Raw genomic sequence first — 21,041 nt, forward strand, 5'->3', positions numbered from 1 at the left:
CAACAAGTGCTGCGGTTAACGCTGGATTTCGCGATCGCGGTCCAGTTGATAAGGCAGGTCGAGCAGGTGCAGGGCCGGCCCTTCGAGGGTGCCCAGATGAATGTCACCACCTTCTGCTGCTTCGGCTTGCAGCACGGCCAGGAGTTCAATGTTTTGCCCGGCGCTGGCGGCCAGCACCACTTCGCCTATAGAACTGCCGTGTGACGGGGAAAACAGTGGCGTGCCAGGCTCGGGCAATTCGCTGGCATCCAACGTCAAGCGATACAAACGACGCTTGAGTTTGCCCAGGTACTGCATGCGCGCGACGATTTCCTGGCCGGTGTAGCAACCCTTTTTGAAACTCACGCCACCGACGGCTTGCAGGTTGAGCATCTGCGGGATGAACAGCTCGCGGGTGCTCGGCATGACCTGGCCGATCCCTGCGCGGATCTGGCCCAGCAGCCATTGATTCAGAGTGCCTTCGGACAGCAGGGCGGACAGCTTGCTTTTGATGAGGTCGGCCTGATCGGCGGCGACCCACAGTTCGGCGCGGTCCGGCGAGACACGAATGGCGATCAGACTTTCATGACGCACGACGCTGTCGGTGTCTGCCGGCAACTCAAGACCCAGGCTGCTCAGTGCGGCGTCGCCATGATCGAGTCCGAAGCGGACCCAGGCGGCGCTTTCATCGGTCAGTTTGGATTTGGAGAACACGGCGTACTTTTTCAGGTCCGCCAACTGCGGCTCAAGCAGCTCGCTGGCCATCGCCAGCAGCACGCCGTCACCTTCCAGCACGATGCGGAAACTCGATTGCATCCGGCCTTTCTGCGTGCAGCGTGCGCCGAGGCTGGCCTGGGTATCGCTCAGGTAATTGAGGTTGCAGGTCAATTGGCCTTGCAGGAATTTGCTGGCGTCCGCGCCGCGGACTGCAAGAACGCCTTCATGGGACAGGGTGCAGAAAAAAGCAGAATCGGCCATGGGTCATCGCAGGGTAAAGAGTCTGGGGGACATCATAAGGGGGCGCTCTCGAAATGGGTAGTTCACAAAGGTTGATGGCGCCCGACCAAAGCCGAGTGTTCGACCGGGGCCGGGGCTGTATACTTGCCGCCTATTTGAGGAGCGCTCCATGGTCGAAGATGTTGAACTGAATCGCCTCTACTGGCACAGCCGCCGCGGCATGCTTGAGCTTGACGTGTTGCTGGTGCCGTTCGTTAAGGAGGTCTACCCGCACCTCAACCAGAAAGATCGCGAGTGCTACCGCAATCTGCTTGAATGCGAAGACCAGGACATGTTCGGCTGGTTCATGGAACGCGCCGAATCGGAAGATCCGGAGCTTCAGCGCATGGTTCGCATGATCCTGGATCGTGTCCAGCCCAAGTAATGCGTTCGAATGCCGCTGGCATGCCTCACGGCAGTTGCTGGCGGCGTATCTTATGGCCCAGCTGTTCGCGCTGGGTTCTTTGTTTCTGCTCTCCTTACCGCTCTGGGCCAGTCTGCTCGGCATGACGCTGTGTGTGGTTCACGGAATCTGGCTGCTGCCACGCCTGATTTCGCTGACGCATCCACAGGCATTTCGCGGTTTGCGGCGCGATGCCGACGGCTGGCAGTTGTGGAATCAGGCCTCAGGTTGGCAGCCCGTGCAGCTAAGGCCGGACAGCCTGGCGTTACCGCTGATGGTGGTGCTGCGTTTTCGACTGCGAGGCGAGCGGCGAGTCAGATCAATCTGCGTTCCCCACGACTCGCAGGCGGCGGATGTGCACCGGCGCCTGCGGGTCAGGCTTACATTCAGTCGACGTAGGTGGGCGGCACCAGAATAGTGTCCAGCGCAACGGGTAGCATGTTCGGGTAGTCGAGGGTGTAATGCAGGCCGCGACTTTCCTTGCGCTCCATGGCTGACCGAATCATCAGCTCCGCCACCTGGGCCAGGTTGCGCAACTCGATCAAATCGCGACTGACCTTGTAGTTGCTGTAGAACTCGTCGATCTCGTCCAGCAACAGCCGCACGCGGTGCTGCGCGCGTTGCAAGCGCTTGTTGGTGCGCACGATGCCTACGTAGTCCCACATGAATCGCCGCAGTTCATCCCAGTTGTGCGCAATGATCACGTCTTCGTCGGAGTCGGTGACCTGACTGGCATCCCAGACGGGCAGGGCGATCGGAACCGACACCTGCGGCAGCTGTTCCAGAATGTCCGCCGCGGCCGAACGGGCATAGACAAAACACTCCAGCAGCGAGTTGCTGGCCATGCGGTTGGCACCGTGCAGGCCGGTGAAACTGGTTTCGCCAATGGCATACAGCCCCGGCACGTCGGTGCGACCGTGCTGATCGACCATCACACCGCCGCACGTGTAGTGCGCCGCCGGAACCACCGGGATCGGTTGTTTGGTGATGTCGATGGAAAACTCGAGGCAGCGTTCATACACCGTCGGGAAGTGAGTCTTGATGAACGCTTCTGGCATGTGGCTGATGTCCAGATAGACGCAGTCGACACCCAGGCGCTTCATCTCATGGTCGATGGCACGGGCGACGATGTCCCGGGGCGCGAGTTCGGCACGCGGGTCGAAACGCTGCATGAAGCGTTCGCCGTTGGGCAGCTTCAGGTGTGCGCCTTCGCCGCGCAGGGCTTCAGTGATCAGGAAACTCTTGGCTTGCGGGTGATAAAGGCAGGTCGGGTGGAACTGATTGAACTCCAGGTTGGCCACCCGGCAGCCGGAACGCCATGCCATGGCAATGCCATCACCGCAGGCGCCGTCGGGGTTGCTGGTGTAGAGGTAGACCTTGGCTGCGCCGCCGGATGCCAGGATGACGAATCGTGCACCGTACGTGTCGACTTCTCCGGTGCTGCGATTCAGCACGTAAGCACCCAGGCAGCGATCGCCTTCCAGGCCCAGGCGCTTTTCGGTGATCAGGTCGATGGCGACCCGCTGTTCCATCAGTTCGATATTCGGTCTGAGTCTGGCCTGGGCGAGCAGGGTTTTGAAGATCGCCGCGCCCGTGGCATCGGCCGCATGAATAATGCGCCGATGGCTGTGACCGCCTTCCCGGGTCAGGTGAAACTCGAATCCACCGTCTTCAGTGCCGGATTGTTCATCGCGGGTAAACGGTACGCCTTGATCGATCAGCCACTGGATGGCTTCTTTACTGTGCTCGACGGTAAAGCGCACGGCGTCTTCGTGGCAGAGGCCACCGCCGGCATTGAGGGTGTCATCGACGTGGGATTCGACAGTGTCGGTGTCGTCCAGAACGGCAGCGACGCCGCCCTGGGCCCAGAAAGTCGAGCCGTTGGCGAGGTCGCCTTTACTCAGTACGGCAATGCGCAAATGACCGGGCAAGGTCAGCGCAAGGCTCAAACCGGCAGCGCCGCTGCCAATGACCAGAACATCGTGTTGAAACTGTTGGCTCATTTCAGGATTCCGCTCAAAGCGACCCGGGTCGGGGTTGGCGCAAGACTCGTGGAACGGCGAGTCAAGGCAGCCACACAGCCCACTAGTATATAGAGGGGGGGAGCGGCACAATACCCGAGCGCATATGGCATTGTGAAACTACTGTGACGGAAAATACCTGACGCTTCGTCGGATGATTTTTCGGCCGGTTCGGCGACAAGGTGACTGTATCAACGATTTAACAGTCTTTTTCTGTCCAGGGTTGCACAATGTCGCTTTCGCCCGGCTATAAATATTTGGAACTTTTGCCAAAGGCCCAAGATCAATAGACGGTGCCTGAAAAGAAGGACAGTGTCGGTTTCAGGAGGGGGACTTGCGTTTTGGTCCTGGCCAGTGAATCCGATGACAAGATTATTCGCGCAGCCGGGTCATGCCGAGCTGCGCTTTTCGTGCGTGCCAAAACAGAGCCCGCAGGAAACTTGCTTGGAGGGGGAGAACTTTTGCGAAAAGCCCGAGTCTATGTTTGCAAGTCTGGTCGTTTAGTTATGCAAGCCTCCTCCGAGCTTATCGAGGAGTGTTCATGCTAACCCAGGAAGAGGATCAGCAGCTCGTCGAGCGCGTTCAACGCGGCGACAAGCGGGCTTTCGATCTGCTAGTGCTGAAATACCAGCACAAAATTCTCGGGTTGATCGTGCGTTTCGTGCACGACACCCATGAAGCCCAGGATGTGGCACAGGAAGCCTTTATCAAGGCCTACCGCGCACTTGGAAACTTTCGCGGAGATAGCGCGTTTTATACGTGGCTTTACCGCATCGCCATCAACACGGCGAAGAATTATCTGGTTTCACGCGGCCGCCGGCCGCCGGATAGCGATGTCAGTTCCGAAGATGCAGAGTTCTACGATGGCGATCATGGCCTCAAGGATCTCGAGTCGCCAGAGCGTGCATTGCTGCGGGATGAGATCGAAGGCACCGTCCATCGAACCATTCAGCAACTGCCAGAAGATTTGCGTACAGCTTTAACTTTACGTGAATTCGATGGTCTGAGTTACGAGGACATTGCGGCAGTCATGCAATGTCCGGTGGGTACCGTGCGCTCCCGGATATTCCGCGCTCGGGAGGCCATCGATAAAGCCCTGCAGCCGTTGTTGCAGGAAAACTGAGACAGCGGCGATAGCCAAGAGAGGAACGCCATGAGTCGTGAAGCCCTGCAGGAATCGCTGTCCGCAGTGATGGATAACGAAGCGGACGAACTGGAATTGCGTCGGGTATTAAATGCCTTTGACGATGTAGAAACCCGTGAAACCTGGGCTCGTTATCAAATCGCTCGGGCAGTTATGCACAAGGATCTGCTGCTTCCTCGTCTGGACATCGCCGCGGCAGTTTCTGCTGCTTTGGCCGACGAAGCCGTACCGGCAAAAGCCTCCCGTGGTCCATGGCGCAGCCTGGGTCGACTGGCTGTCGCTGCTTCGGTGACCGTTGCCGTACTGGCAGGTGTGCGTTTGTACAACCAGGACGAGATCGCGGGTGTCGAACTTGCCCAGCAATCCAGTCAACCGGGTCTGGCCGTTCCTCAGGTCAAAGGTCCAGCTGTATTGGCAGGCTACAATGAGAGTTCGGAAGCCACTGGCCCTATGGCCAACGGCGTATTGCAAGGTCAACCAGGCTGGCACGATCAGCGTCTGCCAGGCTACTTGCGCCAACATGCTCAACAGGCTGCACTGAAAGGTACTGAGAGCGCTCTGCCTTACGCTCGTGCAGCAAGCCTGGAAAACCGTTAAGGAGGATCATGCGCGCCATACCTCTACTTTCGCTTCTGCTCGGTGGCTGGTTCATTGTTCCAGCCCACGCCGATGAAGCCCAGGACTGGTTGACCCGTCTTGGTCAGGCCGAGCAACAGCAAAGCTTTTACGGCACTTTCGTTTACGAGCGTAACGGTAGCTTTTCTACCCATAACATCTGGCACCGTGTCCAGGATGGCAAGGTCCGTGAGCGTTTACTGCAGCTCGACGGCTCAGCACAGGAAGTCGTTCGCATTGATGGGCATACTCAATGCGTCAGCGGCGTCCTGATAGCAGGGCTTGGGGACTCTCCCAACTCCGCTGCCCGTGCACTCGATCCACAAAAGTTGAAGAATTGGTATGAGCTTGCCGTCATTGGCAAGTCGCGTGTGGCTGGGCGTGCGGCAGTGATTATTTCATTGAAGCCACGTGACCAGCATCGCTACGGTTTTGAGCTGCACCTTGATAAGGAAACCGGCTTGCCGTTGAAGTCATTGCTACTGAATGACAAAGGGCAGTTGCTTGAGCGTTTCCAGTTCACCCAGCTGAATACCGACAACGTGCCGTCTGACCGCGACTTGCAGGCAGGCGACGATTGCAAGGTGGTCAAACTCGACAGCGACAAGGCTTCCGCCGTCAAGGCCGCCCAAGTCTGGCATTCGGACTGGCTCCCGCCCGGTTTCGAGCTGACCAGCAGCAGCACCCATAAAGATACGGAGACCAAAACCCAGGTCACCAGTCTGATGTACGACGATGGTCTGGCGCGGTTTTCGGTATTCCTTGAGCCGTTGAATGGTGCCACCGTTACCGACACCCGCACCCAGTTAGGCCCAACCGTTGCTGTTTCTCGGCGCTTGACGACCCCTCAAGGCGAAATGATGGTGACCGTGGTCGGTGAGATTCCGATAGGTACTGCTGAACGGATTGCGCTGTCCATGCGCTCCGATGCCACTGCAACCAAGTAGTGAGCTGATATCGAAATGTTTGGTGAGCATTTCAATTTGCAAAAAAACCTGAATTTTTCTATAGGTCAGAGCCTCACGGCTCTGGCCTTGTTTTGTTGTTCCCGGAACAAAAATACCGGCGTATCTTTCCCGGTGTTCCTTGCTCCATATCGCTTAACCATGCTCGTCGTAACGGGAGCCGTATGTCGATACCACGCTTGAAGTCTTATCTGTCCATTTTCGCCACCGTGCTGGTGCTCGGTCAGGCGGTCACTGCTCAAGCAGTTGAATTGCCTGACTTTACCCAGTTGGTCGAGCAGGCCTCGCCCGCGGTGGTGAACATCAGTACCACGCAAAAGCTGCCGGACCGCAGAGTGTCTGACCAGATGCCCGACCTTGAAGGCCTGCCACCCGCGCTGCGCGAGTTTTTCGAACGGGGCATGCCGCAACCGCGCTCGCCTCGCGGTGATCGCCAGCGTGAAGCGCAGTCCCTGGGCTCGGGCTTTATCATCTCGCCGGACGGCTACATCCTGACCAACAACCACGTGATCGCCGATGCCGACGAAATTCTCGTTCGTCTCTCCGACCGCAGTGAGTTGAAAGCCAAGCTGATAGGCACCGACCCACGTTCCGATGTGGCGCTGCTGAAAATCGAAGGCAAGGACCTGCCAGTCCTGAAACTGGGTAAATCCCAGGACCTGAAGGCCGGCCAATGGGTCGTAGCGATCGGCTCGCCGTTCGGCTTCGACCATACCGTGACCCAAGGCATCGTCAGCGCTGTCGGTCGTAGCCTGCCGAACGAAAATTATGTGCCGTTCATCCAGACCGACGTGCCCATCAACCCGGGTAACTCGGGTGGTCCGCTGTTCAACCTGGCCGGTGAAGTGGTCGGGATCAACTCGCAGATCTACACCCGCTCCGGTGGCTTCATGGGCGTATCGTTCGCGATCCCTATCGACGTGGCCCTGGACGTATCCAACCAGCTGAAAAGTGGCGGTAAAGTCAGCCGTGGCTGGTTGGGTGTGGTGATCCAGGAAGTGAGCAAGGATCTGGCCGAGTCGTTCGGTCTTGAGAAGCCGGCCGGTGCGCTGGTGGCTCAGATCCAGGAAGATGGCCCGGCTGCCAAGGGTGATCTGCAAGTCGGCGACGTGATCCTGAGCATGAACGGTCAGCCAATCGTCATGTCTGCCGATCTGCCGCACCTGGTGGGTGCACTCAAGGAAGGCGCGAAGGCCAACCTTGAAGTGATCCGCGACGGCAAGCGCAAGAATGTCGAACTGACGGTCGGCGCGATCCCTGACGAAGGTAAAGAGCTGGACTCGAAACTCAAGTCCGGTGTTGAAACCAACAGCAATCGTCTGGGCGTCGCCGTCGCCGATCTGACTGCTGAGCAGAAGAAAGCCTACGACCTCAAAGGTGGTGTGGTGATCAAGGAAGTTCAGGACGGTCCTGCATCGCTCATCGGCTTGCAGCCAAATGATGTGATCACTCACCTGAACAACCAGGCAATCAACGATAGCAAGGAGTTCGCTGAAATCGCCAAGGCACTGCCGAAGAATCGATCGGTGTCCATGCGAGTTCTGCGTCAAGGTCGTGCCAGCTTCATCACCTTCAAACTGGCTGAATAAACCGGTTGTCGGCTGAATGAAAAACCGCCTCGAAAGAGGCGGTTTTTTTGTGTCTGCGTTTTATGTTCCGCAAGCAGGTCAGCCCATCATGTCCTTGACCATCCGTTCCTGCTCCATCAACTCGCGTTGCCGGGCGTCGATACGCGACGACAACGGGAAGTTGGTGCCGGCCTTGCGCTTGGCGAAGTCCAGTTGCTGAATGGCCTGGCGATAGTCGCCAACCAGGGCGAAGTACTCCGCGCGAGCCTGATGCAGACCGATGATGTTGCCTGACAGGCCGCGAGTCTCGGCCACCTGATACCACACGTCCGGATCGTCCGGGCGCGACTTCAGCAGGCCTTCGAGCGCCTTTTCCGCATCGGCGGCGCGGTTTTGTTTCAGCAACAGATCGACACGCACCTGGTTCAATGGATAGTTGCCAGGGTACTGGGTGAGCATCCGGTCAACCCGTGTTTGAGCATCGGGCAGGCGATTGTTGGTGATATCCAGGTCGACCTGCGCCAGGTTGTAGATGATCTCGTTCGGTGATTTGGCCAGCAGCAGCTTGAGGTTCTCACGAGCTTCATTCAACTGGCCGCCCTTGATCTGGGCGATTGCCAGGCCATAACGAGCGACGTCATTTTTCGGGTTCTCGTCGAGCTGCGCGCGAAAGCGCTTGGCGCCCAAGCCTGGGGTTTCTTCGTAGACCAGCTGAACGCGTGCACGAATCAGCTGATAGCGCATGGTGTCTTCGACGCCGCCCGCTTTGGCCTGTTCGGCGCGGTTGCGGGTGTCGGCGATCCGCGATTCGGTCACCGGGTGAGTCAACAGGAATTCTGGTGGCTTGGCGTCAAAGCGGTATTGACGCATCAACCGCTCGAACATGGTCGGCATCGACCGCGGGTCATAACCGGCCTTTTCCAGATTGAGGATGCCGATACGGTCGGCTTCCTGTTCGTTCTGGCGCGAGAAACGTCGTTGTTCCTGAATCGCCGCCGCCTGAGTGCCCGCAATCGCCGCGATCCCGGCGTCACCGGCACCGGCAGCAGCAATGACGATCCCGGCCAACAGAGCCGCCATCATCGGCACTTGCATGCGCTGCTGGGCTTCCACGCCTCGGGCAAAGTGGCGTTGCGACAAGTGAGCCAATTCGTGCGCCAGTACCGAAGCGTATTCGCCCTCGGTCTGCGCATTGAGGAACAGACCGCCGTTGACCCCGACAATACCGCCCGGCGCCGCAAAGGCGTTGAGCTGCGGGCTGTTGATCAGGATGAACTCCAGGCGCCGGTCATTGACCTGGCTGGTTTCCACCAGGCGGTAAACGCTGGATTCGACGTAATCCTTGAGCTGCGGATCGTTGAGCTGCGAGACCTGGCTGCGCAACAGCGCGAGCCACGCACGGCCCAGTTGATATTCCTGTTGCGGCGAGACAATGGCAGAACTGGCGTCGCCGAGTGACGGCAAGTCGTCGGCGAAGCCCGGTGAGGCGAGCAGGCAAGCGAGCGTCAGCAGGGTAGGGCGCAAAAAAGTCATGCACAAAGCCTTAGTCGACAAAGACCTTACTGTAGCCGGACACTTGGCCCGGGACCAGATATTCTAGGCAACTCCACCACCTGACCCGGAGCGATGCAATGACCGATGCTGTAACCCATGACGCCGAACTGGATGCCAGTGGCCTGAATTGCCCGCTGCCATTGCTCAAGGCCAAGCTGGAGCTGAATCGACTGGCCAGTGGCGCGGTGCTCAAGGTCATCTCCACCGATGCGGGTTCCCAGCGCGACTTTCGCACCTTTGCCCGATTGGCCGGTCATACGCTGCTTCGCGAAGAAGATGAGGCGGGTGTTTACCGCTACTGGTTGAAAAAAGCCTGAAACCTGCTGCGTTCATTTCTAAGGATTATTGATGTTCAAGGTGTTACGCGACTGGATTCAGCGCTACTTTTCCGATGAAGAAGCCGTGGTGCTGGCGGTGCTGCTGTTTCTGGCCTTTACCGCCGTTCTGACGTTGGGCGGCATGCTCGCGCCGGTGTTGGCCGGGATGGTGCTGGCGTATCTGATGCAGGGCCTGGTCGTTACCCTCGAACGCCTGCGCATGCCCGGTGGGGTCGCGGTGGGGTTGGTCTTCGCCTTGTTCATGGGCGTTTTGCTGGTGTTCATTATTGTCGTGGTGCCGTTGCTCTGGCATCAGTTGATCACGCTGTTCAACGAACTGCCCGGGATGCTGGCCAAGTGGCAATCGCTGCTGTTGCTTCTGCCCGAACGCTATCCGCACCTGGTGTCGGACGAGCAGGTGTTGCAGGCCATCGAGGTGGCGCGGGGCGAAATCGGCAAGTTCGGTCAGTGGGCACTGACGTTCTCGCTGTCGAGTCTGCCTCTGCTGGTGAACATCATGATCTACCTGGTGCTGGTGCCGATCCTGGTGTTCTTCTTTCTCAAGGACCGCGAGATGATCGGTCAGTGGGTGCGCGGCTACCTGCCGCGTGAACGGGCATTGATCACCCGTGTAGCCCATGAAATGAACCGACAGATCGCCAATTACATCCGCGGCAAAGTCATCGAGATTTTTATCTGCGGCGGTGTGACCTACATCGGTTTTGTCGTGCTGGGGCTCAACTACGCGGCGTTGCTGGCATTGCTGGTGGGGGTGTCGGTGGTGGTGCCTTACGTCGGCGCAGTGGTGGTGACGGTCCCGGTCATGCTGATCGCGCTGTTCCAATGGGGCTGGAGCGATCAGTTCATTTACCTGATGGCGGTCTACGGGATTATCCAGACGCTGGACGGGAATGTGCTGGTGCCGCTGCTGTTTTCGGAGGCGGTGAATTTGCATCCGGTGGCGATTATCTGTGCGGTGCTGTTGTTTGGCGGGTTGTGGGGATTCTGGGGGGTGTTCTTTGCGATTCCGCTGGCGACGCTGTTCAAGGCTGTGCTGGATGCCTGGCCGCGCAAGGAGCCGGTGGTGGCGCCGTTGCTTTAGCAGTCAGCCGGGATGAGGCAGTGGGGCAGGTGGCGGCTCCCGAGCAGGCCCGGTCCCACATCGGATCGCGTCAGGCTGGCCAACTCGGTCAACCGTGGGAGCGAGCCTGCTCGCGATAGTGTCCGAACAGACGACGATAAAACTCAGGCCTTGTTCAACGCCTGTGCAGCCGCCAACACCGCATCCACATGCCCCGGCACCTTCACACCGCGCCATTCCTGACGCAGCACTCCGTCCTTATCAATCAGGAATGTGCTGCGATCAACGCCCATGTATTCCTTGCCATACAGCTTCTTCAGCTTGATCACATCAAACAGCTGGCAGAGCGCTTCTTCCTTGTCGCTGATCAGCTCGAAGGTGAACGCTTGCTTGGCCTTGAAGTTCTCGTGGGATTTCAGGCTGTCACGCGAAACACCGAAGACTTCGGTGTTTGCCGCTTTAAAGGCGTCAAGCTGATCGCGAAAGCCCTGGCCCTGAGTGGTGCAGCCCGGCGTGCTGTCCTTCGGATAGAAGTAGATCACCACTTGCTTGCCTTTAAGGCCCGCGAGGCTGACGGTCTGTCCATTGGTGGCGGGTGCTTCGAAGTCGGCAACCGGTTGGTCGATGGCAACGGCCATGAAAGCTTCCTTACATTGGGTTTTGTGGGCGCCACGGTTCGATCAGTGCGTCCAGGTTCAGCGCGTCGGCGAAATCCAGGAACTGATCACGCAACCAGCTGATCTGCACGCCGGCCGGCAAGGTCACGGTAAACGTGGCGTTGAGCATGGTGCCGCCGGTTTGCGGCGCCTGATACGTGTCGCAGGTCAGGTTTTCCAGCTCGACGTTGTGGTCCATGAAGAACTGGCACAGCTCGTTGATGATGTCCGAGCGATAGGCCGAGCTGACATAAGCGACGTAAGGCAAAGCCTGAGGACGATTCTCCAGCGCCGCGCTGCGCACCACGTTAACGGTGAATGCATGCTTCTTGGCAAGGCCCGGCAGGCTGCCTTCAAGGCGCGCCAGGGCGTCCCAGCTGCCGGAGATTTCGAGGATCAACGCGCTGCACTCGCCATGACGGGTCAGGCGAGAAGTGACCACGGCGCAGCGGTTTTCATGGCTGGCGCGGCACAGGACGTTAGTCAGCTCCATGGGGTTGGCGCCGAGGGCACTGATGACAAGGAATTGTTCGCGAACTGTGGGGGTGGACATGCAGCATTCCTAAAGCGATGAGCGGTCGATACTTTTACGGGCTTTTACTACCGGGGGCGAGCCTGCGGATGCGAATTCAAAAAACCCGGGCCGAAGGTTGCAACGTGCTCCATCTAGGCAGGAGCGAGGGGTGGCAACGCTGGATCGGGGCTTGTGATGCCGAAAATGGAGGCTCAAACCCGACGTGCGAGCTTATCAGTACCGATCAAAGCCTGAAGGGTAGCGAAAAGCAGCGCCAAGGGGAATGGCAGCAGCGCAGTACTTTGCTTGTACAAGCATCTTGGCGCCAGTACCATTACCGCTCTCTTTTTCCGGCAGGAGCGGTTGCATGATTGCGGGCAGTATGGTGGCACTGGTCACACCCATGGATGCACAAGGTCGTCTCGACTGGGACAGCCTGAGCAAACTGGTGGACTTTCACCTGCAGAACGGCACCCACGCGATCGTGGCCGTCGGCACTACAGGTGAATCGGCCACCCTTGACGTGAACGAGCACATCGAAGTGATTCGTTACGTGGTGAAGCAGGTGGCAGGGCGCATTCCGGTGATCGCCGGTACCGGCGCCAATTCGACGCGCGAAGCCATCGAGCTGACCACCAATGCGAAGACCGCCGGCGCCGATGCTTGCCTGCTGGTGACGCCGTACTACAACAAGCCGACCCAGGAAGGCTTGTACCAGCACTTCAAGGCCATCGCCGAAGCCGTCGACATCCCGCAGATCCTGTACAACGTGCCGGGCCGTACCGCCTGCGACATGCTGACCGAAACCGTGATCCGCCTGTCGACCGTGAAAAACATCATCGGCATCAAGGAAGCCACCGGCGACCTGGCCCGCGCCAAAGCCATCATCGACGGCGTCAGCAAAGACTTCCTGGTGCTGTCCGGTGACGACGCCACCGCAGTCGAGCTGATCCTGCTCGGCGGCAAAGGCAACATCTCGGTCACCGCCAACGTCGCCCCACGCGACATGAGCGACCTGTGCAACGCTGCCCTGAAAGGCGACGCCGTCACGGCCCGCGCAATTCACGAAAAGCTGATGCCGCTCAATAAAACCCTGTTTATCGAATCCAACCCTATCCCCGTGAAATGGGCGCTGCATGAAATGGGCCTGATGCCGGACGGTATCCGTCTGCCGCTCACTTGGCTCAGCGCTGCCTGTCACGAACCGCTGCGGCAGGCCATGCGCCAGTCCGGCGTACTGGTTTAATTGAGGAAGCACTACGCATGAAGCGATTGGCCGGACTTTCCGCACTTGCCTTGATTATCTCCAGCACCAGTGGCTGTGGATGGGTCTGGGGCCCGGAAGGTTATTTCCGTGACCGTGGTAGCGATTACCTGGAAGCGCAACAGACTGCACCTATGCAACTGCCAACGGATGTCAGCACCGCCAAGCGTCTGGATCCGCTGCTGCCGATCCCGCGCAACGTGGCTGATGACACCGCCAAAGGCGAATACATCGTGCCGCGTCCGCAGCCACTGACGGCATCGGCTGACGCCAGCGCCTACTCGCTGCAGAAGAGCGGTGATTCGCGCTCGATCCTGGCCCAGAATCCACCTGCCGAAGCCTGGCCAGTGGCGATACAGTTCTTCCAGGACAACGGTTTCCGTCTGGACGAACAGAAGCCGCAAACCGGTGAATTCACCACCACCTGGCAGCGTTCCGACGAACTGTCGGCAGCGATGGCCAAGCGCCTGAGTTCCGCTGGCGTCAGCACCGACAGCGAAACCCGCGTTCGAGTGCGTATCGAGCCGGGCGTTCAGCGCAACACCAGCGAAATCTACGTGGTCAGCGCCGAGCGTCCTGCCGGCAGCACCGCCGACGTGGCCTTCACCAACCGTTCGGTCAACACTGGCCTGGACGCGGCACTGGTCGACGACATGCTCGCGAGCATGAGCCGCATCTCGGAAAAGGGCGGTTCGGTTTCCATGCTGGCTTCGCGTGATTTCGATACGCCGAGTCGTGTCAGCCTGAGCGAAGACGGCAGCGGCAACCCGGTTCTGAACGTCGGCAATGACCTGGATCGTGCCTGGTCGAGCGTTGGTCGTGCGCTGGAACAGGGCGAATGGCGCGTTGAAGACATCAACCGCAGCCTGGGCCTGTACTACATCAATCTCTCCGAAAAAGCCGAGAAGAAAGACGAGAAGCCTGGCTTCTTCAGCAGCCTGTTCGGCAGCGCGCCGAGCAAGGAAGAAGTTGAAGCCCGTGCCGAGCGTTATCAGGTTCGCCTGAGCAAGGTAGGCGAGAACGTCCAGGTCACCGTCGAGAAAAACATCAACACCGTGGCGCCGGCAGAAGTGGCGCGCAAAGTGTTGAGCGTGATTCAGGACAACCTGGGCTGATCACATGCGTTTTGCCGTTCTCGGCAGCGGTAGCCAAGGGAACGGCACGCTGATAGCCAGCGCTGATACGTATGTGCTGGTGGATTGTGGTTTCTCCTTGCGGGAAACCGAAAAACGCCTGCTGCGCCTGGGTGTGAACCCTGCGCAGTTGAGCGCGATACTCGTGACCCACGAACATGCCGACCACGTGCATGGCGTGGGTTTGCTGTCTCGGCGCTACAATCTGCCTGTCTACCTCAGTCGTGGGACCCAGCGCGGGATGCGCAAACCGATTGAACCGGCTGGCCTTCTGGCTGGCGGCGAGCAACTGCAGATCGGCGCACTGAGCATCGACGTCATTGCCGTGGCCCACGATGCACAGGAACCGACGCAGTACGTTTTCAGTGACGGTGAGCGGCGCTTTGGCCTGCTGACCGACCTGGGCTCGTATTGCAACAAGGTGCTGGACGGCTATCGGGACCTCGATGCGCTGATGATCGAGTCCAACCATTGCCGTGACATGCTCGCTCGCGGTCACTACCCGTACTTCCTGAAGCAGCGGGTGGGCGGTGAACTGGGACATCTGAACAACCACCAGGCGGCATTCCTGGTGTCTGAGTTGGGCTGGCAAGGCCTGCAACACCTGGTCCTGGCCCATCTGAGCAGCAAGAACAACCTGCCGCAGCTGGCCCGGCAATGTTTTGTCGACACCCTCGGGTGCGACCCGGACTGGCTGCAACTGGCCGATCAAGATTCAGGGCTCGACTGGCGACACATCGCCTAGCCCACCTACTTAGCAAGCGGAGCCCATCATGGAAAAACGTGAAGAACTCTACCGCGGCAAAGCCAAATCGGTTTTCAAGACCGACGACGCTGACCGCTTGATCCTGCTGTTTCGCAACGACACCTCGGCGTTCGACGGCAAGCGCATCGAGCAGCTCGACCGCAAAGGCATGGTGAACAACAAGTTCAACGCCTTCATCATGCAGAAACTCGAAGCCGCCGGCGTGCCGACCCAGTTCGACAAACTGCTGGGCGACAACGAATGCCTGGTGAAGAAGCTCGACATGATCCCGGTCGAGTGCGTCGTGCGTAACTACGCCGCCGGCAGCCTGGTCAAGCGCCTGGGCGTCGAAGAAGGCATGAAGCTCAACCCTTACACCTTCGAACTGTTCCTGAAGGACGACGCCAAGGGCGACCCGTTCATCAACGAATCCCACGTCGTGGCCTTCGGTTGGGGCACCGCCGAGCAACTGGTTCGCATGAAAGAACTGTCGCTCAAGGTCAACGAAGTCCTGAGCAAGCTGTTCGACGACGCCGGCCTGCTGCTGGTCGACTTCAAACTCGAATTCGGCGTGTTCTCCGACGGTTCTATCGTCCTGGGCGACGAATTCAGCCCGGACGGCTGCCGCCTGTGGGACAAGGCCACCGGCAAGAAAATGGACAAAGACCGCTTCCGCCAGGGCCTCGGTGATGTCATCGAAGCCTACGAAGAAGTCGCCAATCGTCTGGGCGTACCGCTTTAATCGACGCAAGCATCTGATAGCACGGAAAAATTTCGCTTAGGGGGTTCGCTTCCGGCGAAAGTGTTGTTATGATGCGCGCCGTTGGAGAGATGCCAGAGTGGCCGAATGGGACGGATTCGAAATCCGTTGTACCTTCACCGGTACCTAGGGTTCGAATCCCTATCTCTCCGCCATTACATAGAAAAAGCCCCGTAGATTAACGTCTCGGGGCTTTTTTGCATTCTAGGATTCTACGTAATGATTCTACGTAAAATCCCTTTCGCTACAGACCCTCTTAGCGCTCCTACAGCGGCAAGCTGTGTTTGACATGCTCCACGGCAAACCTGTTGAGGCCATTCGAGATTTGGTGACTGAGTTTGTAAAGCGCCACGCAAGTACCATGGACAATGGGGGGCGTATCCCGGCATACAAGTCAATCGTATTTAGGGTGGAGTCAGTGCAGAGTGAGGGTAGACCCTGTCGTCCGGGTGCTAGCAGTGTTCAAGGATTTCGCTGATTGTCTGGATGGGGAAGGGCTGTGCGGTGTTCCGGTGCTACTGCCTGTTTTGTCTCAGGCGTATCTAGTGCCAGAGGTTGAGCCTCTATCGTGGGGCTGAATGGCACGGGGCGGAAACCCCTATACACCCATTCAAGAGCGTGCAAGCCGGCATAGGCGATACCACCACCAATCACTGCCACCAAGAAAATCCCCACAGCGATCTGTCCCGCCGCTGGTGATGCAGGGGCAGGGGGTGGCGGTATCGCCGCCGTGAAAGACATCACACACCAAATACCCGCAGCGATAGCTGCAAGACATTTCGTCAGCTCCTAGACCCGTCGCCATCCTTCTGCACGCATCTCACTCCCTCCCTCTGTTCACAGCATGAGCTGTTGCTGGCTTATAAGTTGCTCTGTCATGATCACCGTCCGCCCTTGATGATACACAGGGAGTGTCAATGCGACTGAAATCCGCAGCATTGCTAACCACTTTGCTCGCAATGCCTTTCATGGCTCAAGCTGAGATGAAGCTCACGTCAGGTTACATCCTCGTTCTTTACGAGAATGCAGACTTCGACCTAGCCAATGCGAAGGGGTGTAACCGTCCCGACCTCTACCAAGATTTCACCGTCGCTCTTGAGGATGCTCTACAACACATTCCCAATGTGAAGCGCGATAAGATTCCGGCACTGATGCGGAATTTGAAAGCCAAAACCGAAGACACCTATAACGTCTTGGGGTTCGAGAATCCTGCTCACCAAGCAGAACAGCAGGCTAGTTGCTCTGAGAACATAAAGACCCTCACCGAACGCCTTGCAGACTTAAACCGCTGGGTTCTGGAAAGCTAGCGGGCGAAACCCTAATGTAAACCTAGGGGGAACCTTAGATAGGGTACAGGGTTATTTCAGAAAAGCTGGCGACCAGACAAGCAGGATGCCGCTCAAGGAATTGTTGAGCGTTGCGATCAGCTATAAGAAACCCGGCCAGCGCCGGGTTTTTGTATGAAGTATTGTGAGTTCGAACATGACTATTGTGAAAAATAAAGCGCGACAGAATTAAAGAAGCCGGTATTGCTTCGGCTTGTTAAACACTCAATATTACTTTTTTATGCGCTTGGCTTTCGCTTCCGCTGCCTTCTGTACGACAGGGTAATACTCAATGTCTAATCGCCCCATTTTGGGCAGAGGCGTGGAGGCATAGACGCTTTGATTCGGAGCAAACCAATCGGAATCAAAATAGACTTGGACTTCGTTGTTCAAGTCGAACTTCGTGCGCTGGGCCAGACCGCTCAATGCAAAGCCAGCGTCCGAAGGGTCTAAAACAAATTCGCCTGGGTACAGTTTTTCTGTTTTTCGCGTAGTGCCATAGGCAATTCTTACCGCATGGTCATCTTCGAAAACAGCGACTACCAATGCGGGGCGAGCTTTGGGGCCTGGGTTCCCGATGACTTCAGGGAAATGACACCAGACAAAGTCGCCTGGTGCAGGCAGTGGGCGAAAAGGTGTGGTCATTTTTCAATAGAGCCTTTTAGTAATGCGCTCCTCCGGAAGGTCCGTAGCAGGGCTAGCTGCACGAATTGCGGAGACTTGAGCCGGGGTTAGAGGTCCATCGTCTAGCTCGTACTTGGGCAAATAGCGGTCAGCAAATTGCCTCAAGGCGAGGTGGGCGACTTCGGTTTTACTCAAACCGGTCTGATTCATAAGCAACTCGATTGTCGAGATGCTTACCCCTGTTGGCGTGTCCTGTTTGCGTAATCGCAGCAGAAAGCTTTCAGATTTTTCAGTGGCGAGGGTCATGGGGTACTCCAAAGCGTATGTTTCTTGGTAGAGCGTCCGAGCTCTGACTATCCTTCAATCTAGAAGGTGATATAGATTCTATATCTCCCCAGTGAAAAAGCAATCACCCCAAGCCGTGGTACTCAGTCAGCGAGTGGGTGGCATCATAGGCGCCATGGGAAAGTGACTAACATCACCCCCCATGGCGGTCTGATACCCCGAATGTCCAGGGCACCTATCAGAAAGGCTGGCCGTTATTTTGCGGCTTTCTTGTCCTTCCGAGCCGGTCTGGGTGTTACCGCCTTCACCACATCATCAAGCAGCGCTTTGCCCATCGCCGTTAAATAGTGCGCGGCCCAGGCATGACGGTCGGTGTCTCTTACGTAGGCGGCGTCTTCCGTGAACGCCTTGGCCAGGAACAGAAAATCAGAGGCCTGTGCCAATGCATCACTCACAGGCACTCCAGCGCTGACGTGGAACATCGCTTTGCCTGAACAGTAGATGGGGGTGAAGCCGATGGTTTTTGCTTCTGTTGGTTCGCTCATTGATCACCTCCATAGACGCAAAGGTGAATAGGTGACGAACAGCACCGCGCAGAAGGCAGGTGCGTGAGAGGCTTTATTTCGAACGGATTTAGTTTGTTCATTATCAGTTCCCTTGATTAGAAGAACTGCCACTTCGCTGTCTCAAAAGCGGGGTGGCAGCCGTGCGTGGTGTGAGACCCGGCAATCAAGGTAACCGGTAGGCCCGAAAGCCTCCCACGCACAGCCGCCATAAAACCGATTCGCTGACGAAAAAAAACGCCGCATAGGTTCTGTGGCGCTTTGCGCCTTGATTGTCCCCGGGGTCTCACGCCCGATCGCTGAATGTGCAGCGACGTCTGGAGAGTATCCCGACAAAGATAGGGGCAACAAGGCGGTAGCTTGCTGAAATGCACAGTAACGCGCTTCCTTACGCAACTCTCGGAGTTTGCCTACAACTTCAGCGAGAGTCACCCGGATATTCTGGTACCGACCCCACTCTGACAAAGAAGCGAAGCCCTACCAAGCGAGAAAAAAAGGCGCATCCCGCTCATTAGCTATCATGCAATAAAGAGCGAAATCACCGGATAGCGGGGAAGAGCATGAACAGATGGCGGCGGCTTTGGTTGATTATCAAGCTGATAGCAGCCTTGGCGGCCTGCGTGGCCGTCGCTGTTCAGGCTTTTCTCTACATGCTGGACAGCTCCGACGCTGTGCAAATTCATCCATTGAGCATTTTGGTTGTCGGGCTGATTTTTGGCTTCATTACTTTTGGACTTCTCTCATTGATTGAGAGGGGTGTGTTGCGACTGGTGGCGCCGATCATTTCCAGACCTCAAGCAGAACCTGTAGGCGATGCCGGTGCAATGCCGGAACGGCCACTGACCTTTTCAACCGAAGACCCCACTCATCAGAGAAATCTGTGACCTTGCGCTGGCAGCTTTCGCAAGAGCCCGTGAACGGATCTCACAGGCGTAATTCCGGGCTGACACAAACGAGAGAATCGTCCTACTTCGCACGCGGATACGTCCGAGATTGATCGAAGGTATATTCGTTTTTCAGCGAAGGCATCCGTAATGACTTCGCGGTCGAGCAGGTGGCTGGACGTTACGCACCATCTTCTGGTTGATCGGTTAATCGATGATTTATTCCCTCAAGGAGGAGGTAGCGATGTACAGCAGCAGTGAAGATGGTTTTCAGAGTAATGATCAGACCGGGGTGTCACGAGGCAAGCCAATGCCTGGGGATCTTCATCTGGATACCGGGCGGTTGGCCAACATTTTCAAAGCGCGAATAAAGAATACCGGGTGCCCGTTCTGTGAGCATGATGAGTGGGAGTTACCACTCCAGGCCGGGGCGACGGGTGTAGGGTTGCCTTGGGCGTGTGGCAAAGAGTATTTCCGCTCCGGCACGCCGGCGGTGATGCTTAATTGCAAGTACTGCGGATTTATTCGCCTGCATTCGCTCAATGTGCTGGCAGATATCGTCGTCGAAGACAGCAGCAAAACCGTAGCGCTGGAGGTCTGCGATGAGTGAACCTTTTGTGCTGGTAAACCTTGATGAGCATTACCCCGACCGCTTCCCGAGCAACAAAAGAAGTGGCACTGACGAGAATGGACGAAGACCATCAGGTCCTCCAGGAGAAAACCCATTGGAACCGCGAGTATCTAAACTTGAGACGCATATCGAATACGTCCGACGTGACATTGGTGACCTTCGCGTGGAGTTTCGTGAGCACCGTCAAGAGGCTCGAACGGATTTTCGGGAGCACCGCAAAGACGCTCGAACGGATTTTCGTTTACTGTTCGGCGCGTTGATCACCACGGCGCTGGGCTTGGCAGCCATGATGGGAAAAGGGTTCGGTTGGTTGTAAATGAGCGAGTAAAAAGAAAAACCGGCTAAACGCCGGTTTTTTCGTGCAATTTGCCGACACCCTGATTTTTCTCCGCTCTGAGGTCGCCAGCCCCTCAAAACGAAGGCGGCGTAATCACCCAGATCACCACCGCGTCCACCTCACCAGGATTGCCATACCGATGCGGCTCCTGGCTCGAAAAGCTGAAACTGTCCCCTTCATTCAGCTGGAAATAACGCTCCCCCACCCACAGCTCAAAACTCCCCGACAGCAAATACCCAGCCTCTTCCCCTTCATGGCTGTAACTCTGCTGACTGTAAGTCCCGGGCGGAAACCGTGAGTGCAGCATTTCCAACTGCCGATTCGGCTGCGGCGTCAGCAGCTGGTCCACAATCCCGTCCTCATAATGCACGCTCATCCGAGTGTTCTTGCGCACCACAACGCCGTTATCTTCAGGCGCTGTATTGCCCTCGCTGGCAAAGAACCATTGGATGGTCACACCCAAACTACGCGCGATATTGAACAGCGCAGGAATCGACGGATAAGCCAGATTCCGTTCCAGCTGGCTGATATACCCCGCCGTCAGCTCGCTCATCTGCGCCAGTTCCGCCAGGGTCATGCCCCGACGTTTACGCAACCCACGAATCCGTGTGCCGAGAAAATGCGGTTCTGCCGTGGCGCTGTCCTGTGTGGGCGCGCTGCTGGCAGGCGGCATCTTG

Annotated in this window: 25 protein-coding genes and 1 tRNA gene; 17 read left to right on the plus strand and 9 right to left on the minus strand. The window is 57.5% G+C overall.

The window, feature by feature from the left end; translation table 11 throughout:
* Positions 1-15: 15 nt before the first annotated feature.
* Positions 16-957 carry a CAF17-like 4Fe-4S cluster assembly/insertion protein YgfZ gene (gene ygfZ, locus AC1ROI_RS14910; protein ID WP_010462277.1) on the minus strand — a complete coding sequence of 314 codons (942 nt, stop codon included), beginning with the start codon at positions 955-957 and terminating at the stop codon, positions 16-18.
* Between the two features lie 148 nt (positions 958-1,105).
* On the opposite strand from ygfZ, the gene AC1ROI_RS14915 reads away from it, so the two are divergent.
* Both AC1ROI_RS14915 and AC1ROI_RS14920 read left to right on the plus strand, forming a co-directional pair.
* Positions 1,106-1,360 (plus strand): FAD assembly factor SdhE, encoded by a 255-nt coding sequence (locus tag AC1ROI_RS14915; protein ID WP_010462275.1) that lies wholly within the window; start codon positions 1,106-1,108, stop codon positions 1,358-1,360.
* Positions 1,344-1,796 carry a protein YgfX gene (locus tag AC1ROI_RS14920; RefSeq protein WP_102594114.1) on the plus strand — a complete coding sequence of 151 codons (453 nt, stop codon included), beginning with the start codon at positions 1,344-1,346 and terminating at the stop codon, positions 1,794-1,796. Before AC1ROI_RS14915 ends, AC1ROI_RS14920 begins: the two co-directional genes overlap by 17 nt.
* Here the strand turns inward: AC1ROI_RS14920 and nadB are convergent.
* On the minus strand, positions 1,765-3,381 hold the full coding sequence (nadB, locus tag AC1ROI_RS14925) for an L-aspartate oxidase (RefSeq protein WP_083374825.1): 1,617 nt from the start codon (positions 3,379-3,381) through the stop codon (positions 1,765-1,767). The genes AC1ROI_RS14920 and nadB overlap by 32 nt on opposite strands.
* 559 nt (positions 3,382-3,940) lie before the next feature.
* Between nadB and rpoE the strand changes: the two genes are divergently transcribed.
* The 4 genes from rpoE (at position 3,941) to AC1ROI_RS14945 (ending at position 7,712) form a co-directional block, all read left to right on the plus strand.
* Positions 3,941-4,522: an RNA polymerase sigma factor RpoE/AlgU gene (rpoE, locus tag AC1ROI_RS14930; RefSeq protein WP_007944079.1), complete on the plus strand. Its 582-nt coding sequence runs from the start codon at positions 3,941-3,943 to the stop codon at positions 4,520-4,522.
* Positions 4,523-4,552: 30 nt separating this feature from the next.
* The gene (locus AC1ROI_RS14935; RefSeq protein ID WP_077749615.1) at positions 4,553-5,140 is read left to right on the plus strand and encodes a sigma-E factor negative regulatory protein; all 588 of its coding nucleotides are present in this window, start codon (positions 4,553-4,555) and stop codon (positions 5,138-5,140) included.
* Between the two features lie 8 nt (positions 5,141-5,148).
* On the plus strand, positions 5,149-6,105 hold the full coding sequence (locus AC1ROI_RS14940; RefSeq protein WP_077749616.1) for a MucB/RseB C-terminal domain-containing protein: 957 nt from the start codon (positions 5,149-5,151) through the stop codon (positions 6,103-6,105).
* Between the two features lie 188 nt (positions 6,106-6,293).
* Positions 6,294-7,712, plus strand: a complete 1,419-nt coding sequence (locus AC1ROI_RS14945; protein ID WP_370654422.1) for a DegQ family serine endoprotease — start codon at positions 6,294-6,296, stop codon at positions 7,710-7,712.
* A 78-nt stretch (positions 7,713-7,790) separates the two neighbouring features.
* Here AC1ROI_RS14945 and AC1ROI_RS14950 read toward each other — a convergent pair whose 3' ends face one another.
* Positions 7,791-9,224, minus strand: coding sequence for a M48 family metalloprotease (locus tag AC1ROI_RS14950; protein ID WP_010462262.1), 1,434 nt, complete (start codon positions 9,222-9,224; stop codon positions 7,791-7,793).
* Between the two features lie 98 nt (positions 9,225-9,322).
* Between AC1ROI_RS14950 and AC1ROI_RS14955 the strand changes: the two genes are divergently transcribed.
* Together AC1ROI_RS14955 and AC1ROI_RS14960 are read left to right on the plus strand one after the other, a co-directional pair.
* The gene (locus AC1ROI_RS14955; RefSeq protein ID WP_077749618.1) at positions 9,323-9,562 is read left to right on the plus strand and encodes a sulfurtransferase TusA family protein; all 240 of its coding nucleotides are present in this window, start codon (positions 9,323-9,325) and stop codon (positions 9,560-9,562) included.
* A 31-nt stretch (positions 9,563-9,593) separates the two neighbouring features.
* Positions 9,594-10,664 (plus strand): AI-2E family transporter, encoded by a 1,071-nt coding sequence (locus tag AC1ROI_RS14960; protein WP_010462259.1) that lies wholly within the window; start codon positions 9,594-9,596, stop codon positions 10,662-10,664.
* 143 nt (positions 10,665-10,807) lie between these two features.
* Here the strand turns inward: AC1ROI_RS14960 and AC1ROI_RS14965 are convergent, their stop codons facing one another.
* Together AC1ROI_RS14965 and AC1ROI_RS14970 are read right to left on the minus strand one after the other, a co-directional pair.
* On the minus strand, positions 10,808-11,281 hold the full coding sequence (locus AC1ROI_RS14965; RefSeq protein ID WP_010462257.1) for a peroxiredoxin: 474 nt from the start codon (positions 11,279-11,281) through the stop codon (positions 10,808-10,810).
* Between the two features lie 10 nt (positions 11,282-11,291).
* Positions 11,292-11,852: a glycine cleavage system transcriptional repressor gene (locus AC1ROI_RS14970; protein ID WP_010462255.1), complete on the minus strand. Its 561-nt coding sequence runs from the start codon at positions 11,850-11,852 to the stop codon at positions 11,292-11,294.
* Between the two features lie 328 nt (positions 11,853-12,180).
* On the opposite strand from AC1ROI_RS14970, the gene dapA reads away from it, so the two are divergent.
* The 6 genes from dapA to AC1ROI_RS15000 all read left to right on the plus strand — a co-directional run bounded on the left by dapA (position 12,181) and on the right by AC1ROI_RS15000 (position 17,022).
* Positions 12,181-13,059 carry a 4-hydroxy-tetrahydrodipicolinate synthase gene (gene dapA / locus AC1ROI_RS14975; RefSeq protein WP_010462253.1) on the plus strand — a complete coding sequence of 293 codons (879 nt, stop codon included), beginning with the start codon at positions 12,181-12,183 and terminating at the stop codon, positions 13,057-13,059.
* Between the two features lie 17 nt (positions 13,060-13,076).
* A complete protein-coding gene (gene bamC / locus AC1ROI_RS14980) occupies positions 13,077-14,192 on the plus strand; it encodes an NlpB/DapX family lipoprotein (protein WP_077749619.1) in 1,116 nt (371 codons plus the stop codon).
* A gap of 4 nt (positions 14,193-14,196) precedes the next feature.
* Positions 14,197-14,955: an MBL fold metallo-hydrolase gene (locus tag AC1ROI_RS14985; RefSeq protein ID WP_102594115.1), complete on the plus strand. Its 759-nt coding sequence runs from the start codon at positions 14,197-14,199 to the stop codon at positions 14,953-14,955.
* Between the two features lie 28 nt (positions 14,956-14,983).
* Positions 14,984-15,697: a phosphoribosylaminoimidazolesuccinocarboxamide synthase gene (purC, locus tag AC1ROI_RS14990; RefSeq protein WP_008034929.1), complete on the plus strand. Its 714-nt coding sequence runs from the start codon at positions 14,984-14,986 to the stop codon at positions 15,695-15,697.
* Positions 15,698-15,780: 83 nt separating this feature from the next.
* Positions 15,781-15,870, plus strand: a tRNA-Ser gene (locus AC1ROI_RS14995).
* 762 nt (positions 15,871-16,632) lie between these two features.
* Positions 16,633-17,022, plus strand: coding sequence for a hypothetical protein (locus tag AC1ROI_RS15000; RefSeq protein WP_083374823.1), 390 nt, complete (start codon positions 16,633-16,635; stop codon positions 17,020-17,022).
* Between the two features lie 249 nt (positions 17,023-17,271).
* On the opposite strand, the gene AC1ROI_RS15005 is transcribed toward AC1ROI_RS15000, so the two are convergent.
* From AC1ROI_RS15005 to AC1ROI_RS15015, 3 genes are all read right to left on the minus strand, one after another.
* On the minus strand, positions 17,272-17,685 hold the full coding sequence (locus tag AC1ROI_RS15005; RefSeq protein WP_102594116.1) for a putative type II toxin-antitoxin system PemK/MazF family toxin: 414 nt from the start codon (positions 17,683-17,685) through the stop codon (positions 17,272-17,274).
* Positions 17,686-17,688: 3 nt separating this feature from the next.
* On the minus strand, positions 17,689-17,970 hold the full coding sequence (locus AC1ROI_RS15010; protein ID WP_083374821.1) for a hypothetical protein: 282 nt from the start codon (positions 17,968-17,970) through the stop codon (positions 17,689-17,691).
* A 233-nt stretch (positions 17,971-18,203) separates the two neighbouring features.
* A complete protein-coding gene (locus AC1ROI_RS15015) occupies positions 18,204-18,494 on the minus strand; it encodes a DUF3077 domain-containing protein (RefSeq protein WP_102594117.1) in 291 nt (96 codons plus the stop codon).
* Positions 18,495-19,072: 578 nt separating this feature from the next.
* Between AC1ROI_RS15015 and AC1ROI_RS15020 the strand changes: the two genes are divergently transcribed.
* The 3 genes from AC1ROI_RS15020 (at position 19,073) to AC1ROI_RS15030 (ending at position 20,343) form a co-directional block, all read left to right on the plus strand.
* Positions 19,073-19,396: a hypothetical protein gene (locus AC1ROI_RS15020; protein WP_102594118.1), complete on the plus strand. Its 324-nt coding sequence runs from the start codon at positions 19,073-19,075 to the stop codon at positions 19,394-19,396.
* 244 nt (positions 19,397-19,640) lie between these two features.
* Positions 19,641-20,006: a hypothetical protein gene (locus AC1ROI_RS15025; RefSeq protein WP_077750054.1), complete on the plus strand. Its 366-nt coding sequence runs from the start codon at positions 19,641-19,643 to the stop codon at positions 20,004-20,006.
* Entirely contained in the window at positions 19,999-20,343 is a 345-nt protein-coding gene (locus AC1ROI_RS15030) for a hypothetical protein (RefSeq protein WP_197678981.1), read from the plus strand. Before AC1ROI_RS15025 ends, AC1ROI_RS15030 begins: the two co-directional genes overlap by 8 nt.
* Before the next feature lie 94 nt (positions 20,344-20,437).
* Here the strand turns inward: AC1ROI_RS15030 and AC1ROI_RS15035 are convergent, their stop codons facing one another.
* Positions 20,438-21,037, minus strand: coding sequence for a cupin domain-containing protein (locus AC1ROI_RS15035; RefSeq protein ID WP_077750072.1), 600 nt, complete (start codon positions 21,035-21,037; stop codon positions 20,438-20,440).
* Positions 21,038-21,041 lie beyond the last annotated feature (4 nt).

The sequence above is a fragment of the Pseudomonas sp. GW823-FHT02C02 genome (assembly GCF_058797635.1).

Bases quoted from the DNA above. Each gene is read 5' to 3' on its own strand.
- ygfZ (WP_010462277.1), bottom strand. From the start codon at position 957: ATGGCCGATTCTGCTTTTTTCTGCACCCTGTCCCATGAAGGCGTTCTT.
- AC1ROI_RS14915 (WP_010462275.1), top strand. From the start codon at position 1,106: ATGGTCGAAGATGTTGAACTGAATCGCCTCTACTGGCACAGCCGCCGC.
- nadB (WP_083374825.1), bottom strand. From the start codon at position 3,381: ATGAGCCAACAGTTTCAACACGATGTTCTGGTCATTGGCAGCGGCGCT.
- rpoE (WP_007944079.1), top strand. From the start codon at position 3,941: ATGCTAACCCAGGAAGAGGATCAGCAGCTCGTCGAGCGCGTTCAACGC.
- AC1ROI_RS14935 (WP_077749615.1), top strand. From the start codon at position 4,553: ATGAGTCGTGAAGCCCTGCAGGAATCGCTGTCCGCAGTGATGGATAAC.
- AC1ROI_RS14940 (WP_077749616.1), top strand. From the start codon at position 5,149: ATGCGCGCCATACCTCTACTTTCGCTTCTGCTCGGTGGCTGGTTCATT.
- AC1ROI_RS14950 (WP_010462262.1), bottom strand. From the start codon at position 9,224: ATGACTTTTTTGCGCCCTACCCTGCTGACGCTCGCTTGCCTGCTCGCC.
- AC1ROI_RS14955 (WP_077749618.1), top strand. From the start codon at position 9,323: ATGACCGATGCTGTAACCCATGACGCCGAACTGGATGCCAGTGGCCTG.
- AC1ROI_RS14960 (WP_010462259.1), top strand. From the start codon at position 9,594: ATGTTCAAGGTGTTACGCGACTGGATTCAGCGCTACTTTTCCGATGAA.
- AC1ROI_RS14965 (WP_010462257.1), bottom strand. From the start codon at position 11,281: ATGGCCGTTGCCATCGACCAACCGGTTGCCGACTTCGAAGCACCCGCC.
- AC1ROI_RS14970 (WP_010462255.1), bottom strand. From the start codon at position 11,852: ATGTCCACCCCCACAGTTCGCGAACAATTCCTTGTCATCAGTGCCCTC.
- dapA (WP_010462253.1), top strand. From the start codon at position 12,181: ATGATTGCGGGCAGTATGGTGGCACTGGTCACACCCATGGATGCACAA.
- bamC (WP_077749619.1), top strand. From the start codon at position 13,077: ATGAAGCGATTGGCCGGACTTTCCGCACTTGCCTTGATTATCTCCAGC.
- AC1ROI_RS14985 (WP_102594115.1), top strand. From the start codon at position 14,197: ATGCGTTTTGCCGTTCTCGGCAGCGGTAGCCAAGGGAACGGCACGCTG.
- purC (WP_008034929.1), top strand. From the start codon at position 14,984: ATGGAAAAACGTGAAGAACTCTACCGCGGCAAAGCCAAATCGGTTTTC.
- AC1ROI_RS15000 (WP_083374823.1), top strand. From the start codon at position 16,633: ATGCGACTGAAATCCGCAGCATTGCTAACCACTTTGCTCGCAATGCCT.
- AC1ROI_RS15005 (WP_102594116.1), bottom strand. From the start codon at position 17,685: ATGACCACACCTTTTCGCCCACTGCCTGCACCAGGCGACTTTGTCTGG.
- AC1ROI_RS15010 (WP_083374821.1), bottom strand. From the start codon at position 17,970: ATGACCCTCGCCACTGAAAAATCTGAAAGCTTTCTGCTGCGATTACGC.
- AC1ROI_RS15015 (WP_102594117.1), bottom strand. From the start codon at position 18,494: ATGAGCGAACCAACAGAAGCAAAAACCATCGGCTTCACCCCCATCTAC.
- AC1ROI_RS15020 (WP_102594118.1), top strand. From the start codon at position 19,073: ATGAACAGATGGCGGCGGCTTTGGTTGATTATCAAGCTGATAGCAGCC.
- AC1ROI_RS15025 (WP_077750054.1), top strand. From the start codon at position 19,641: ATGTACAGCAGCAGTGAAGATGGTTTTCAGAGTAATGATCAGACCGGG.
- AC1ROI_RS15030 (WP_197678981.1), top strand. From the start codon at position 19,999: ATGAGTGAACCTTTTGTGCTGGTAAACCTTGATGAGCATTACCCCGAC.
- AC1ROI_RS15035 (WP_077750072.1), bottom strand. From the start codon at position 21,037: ATGCCGCCTGCCAGCAGCGCGCCCACACAGGACAGCGCCACGGCAGAA.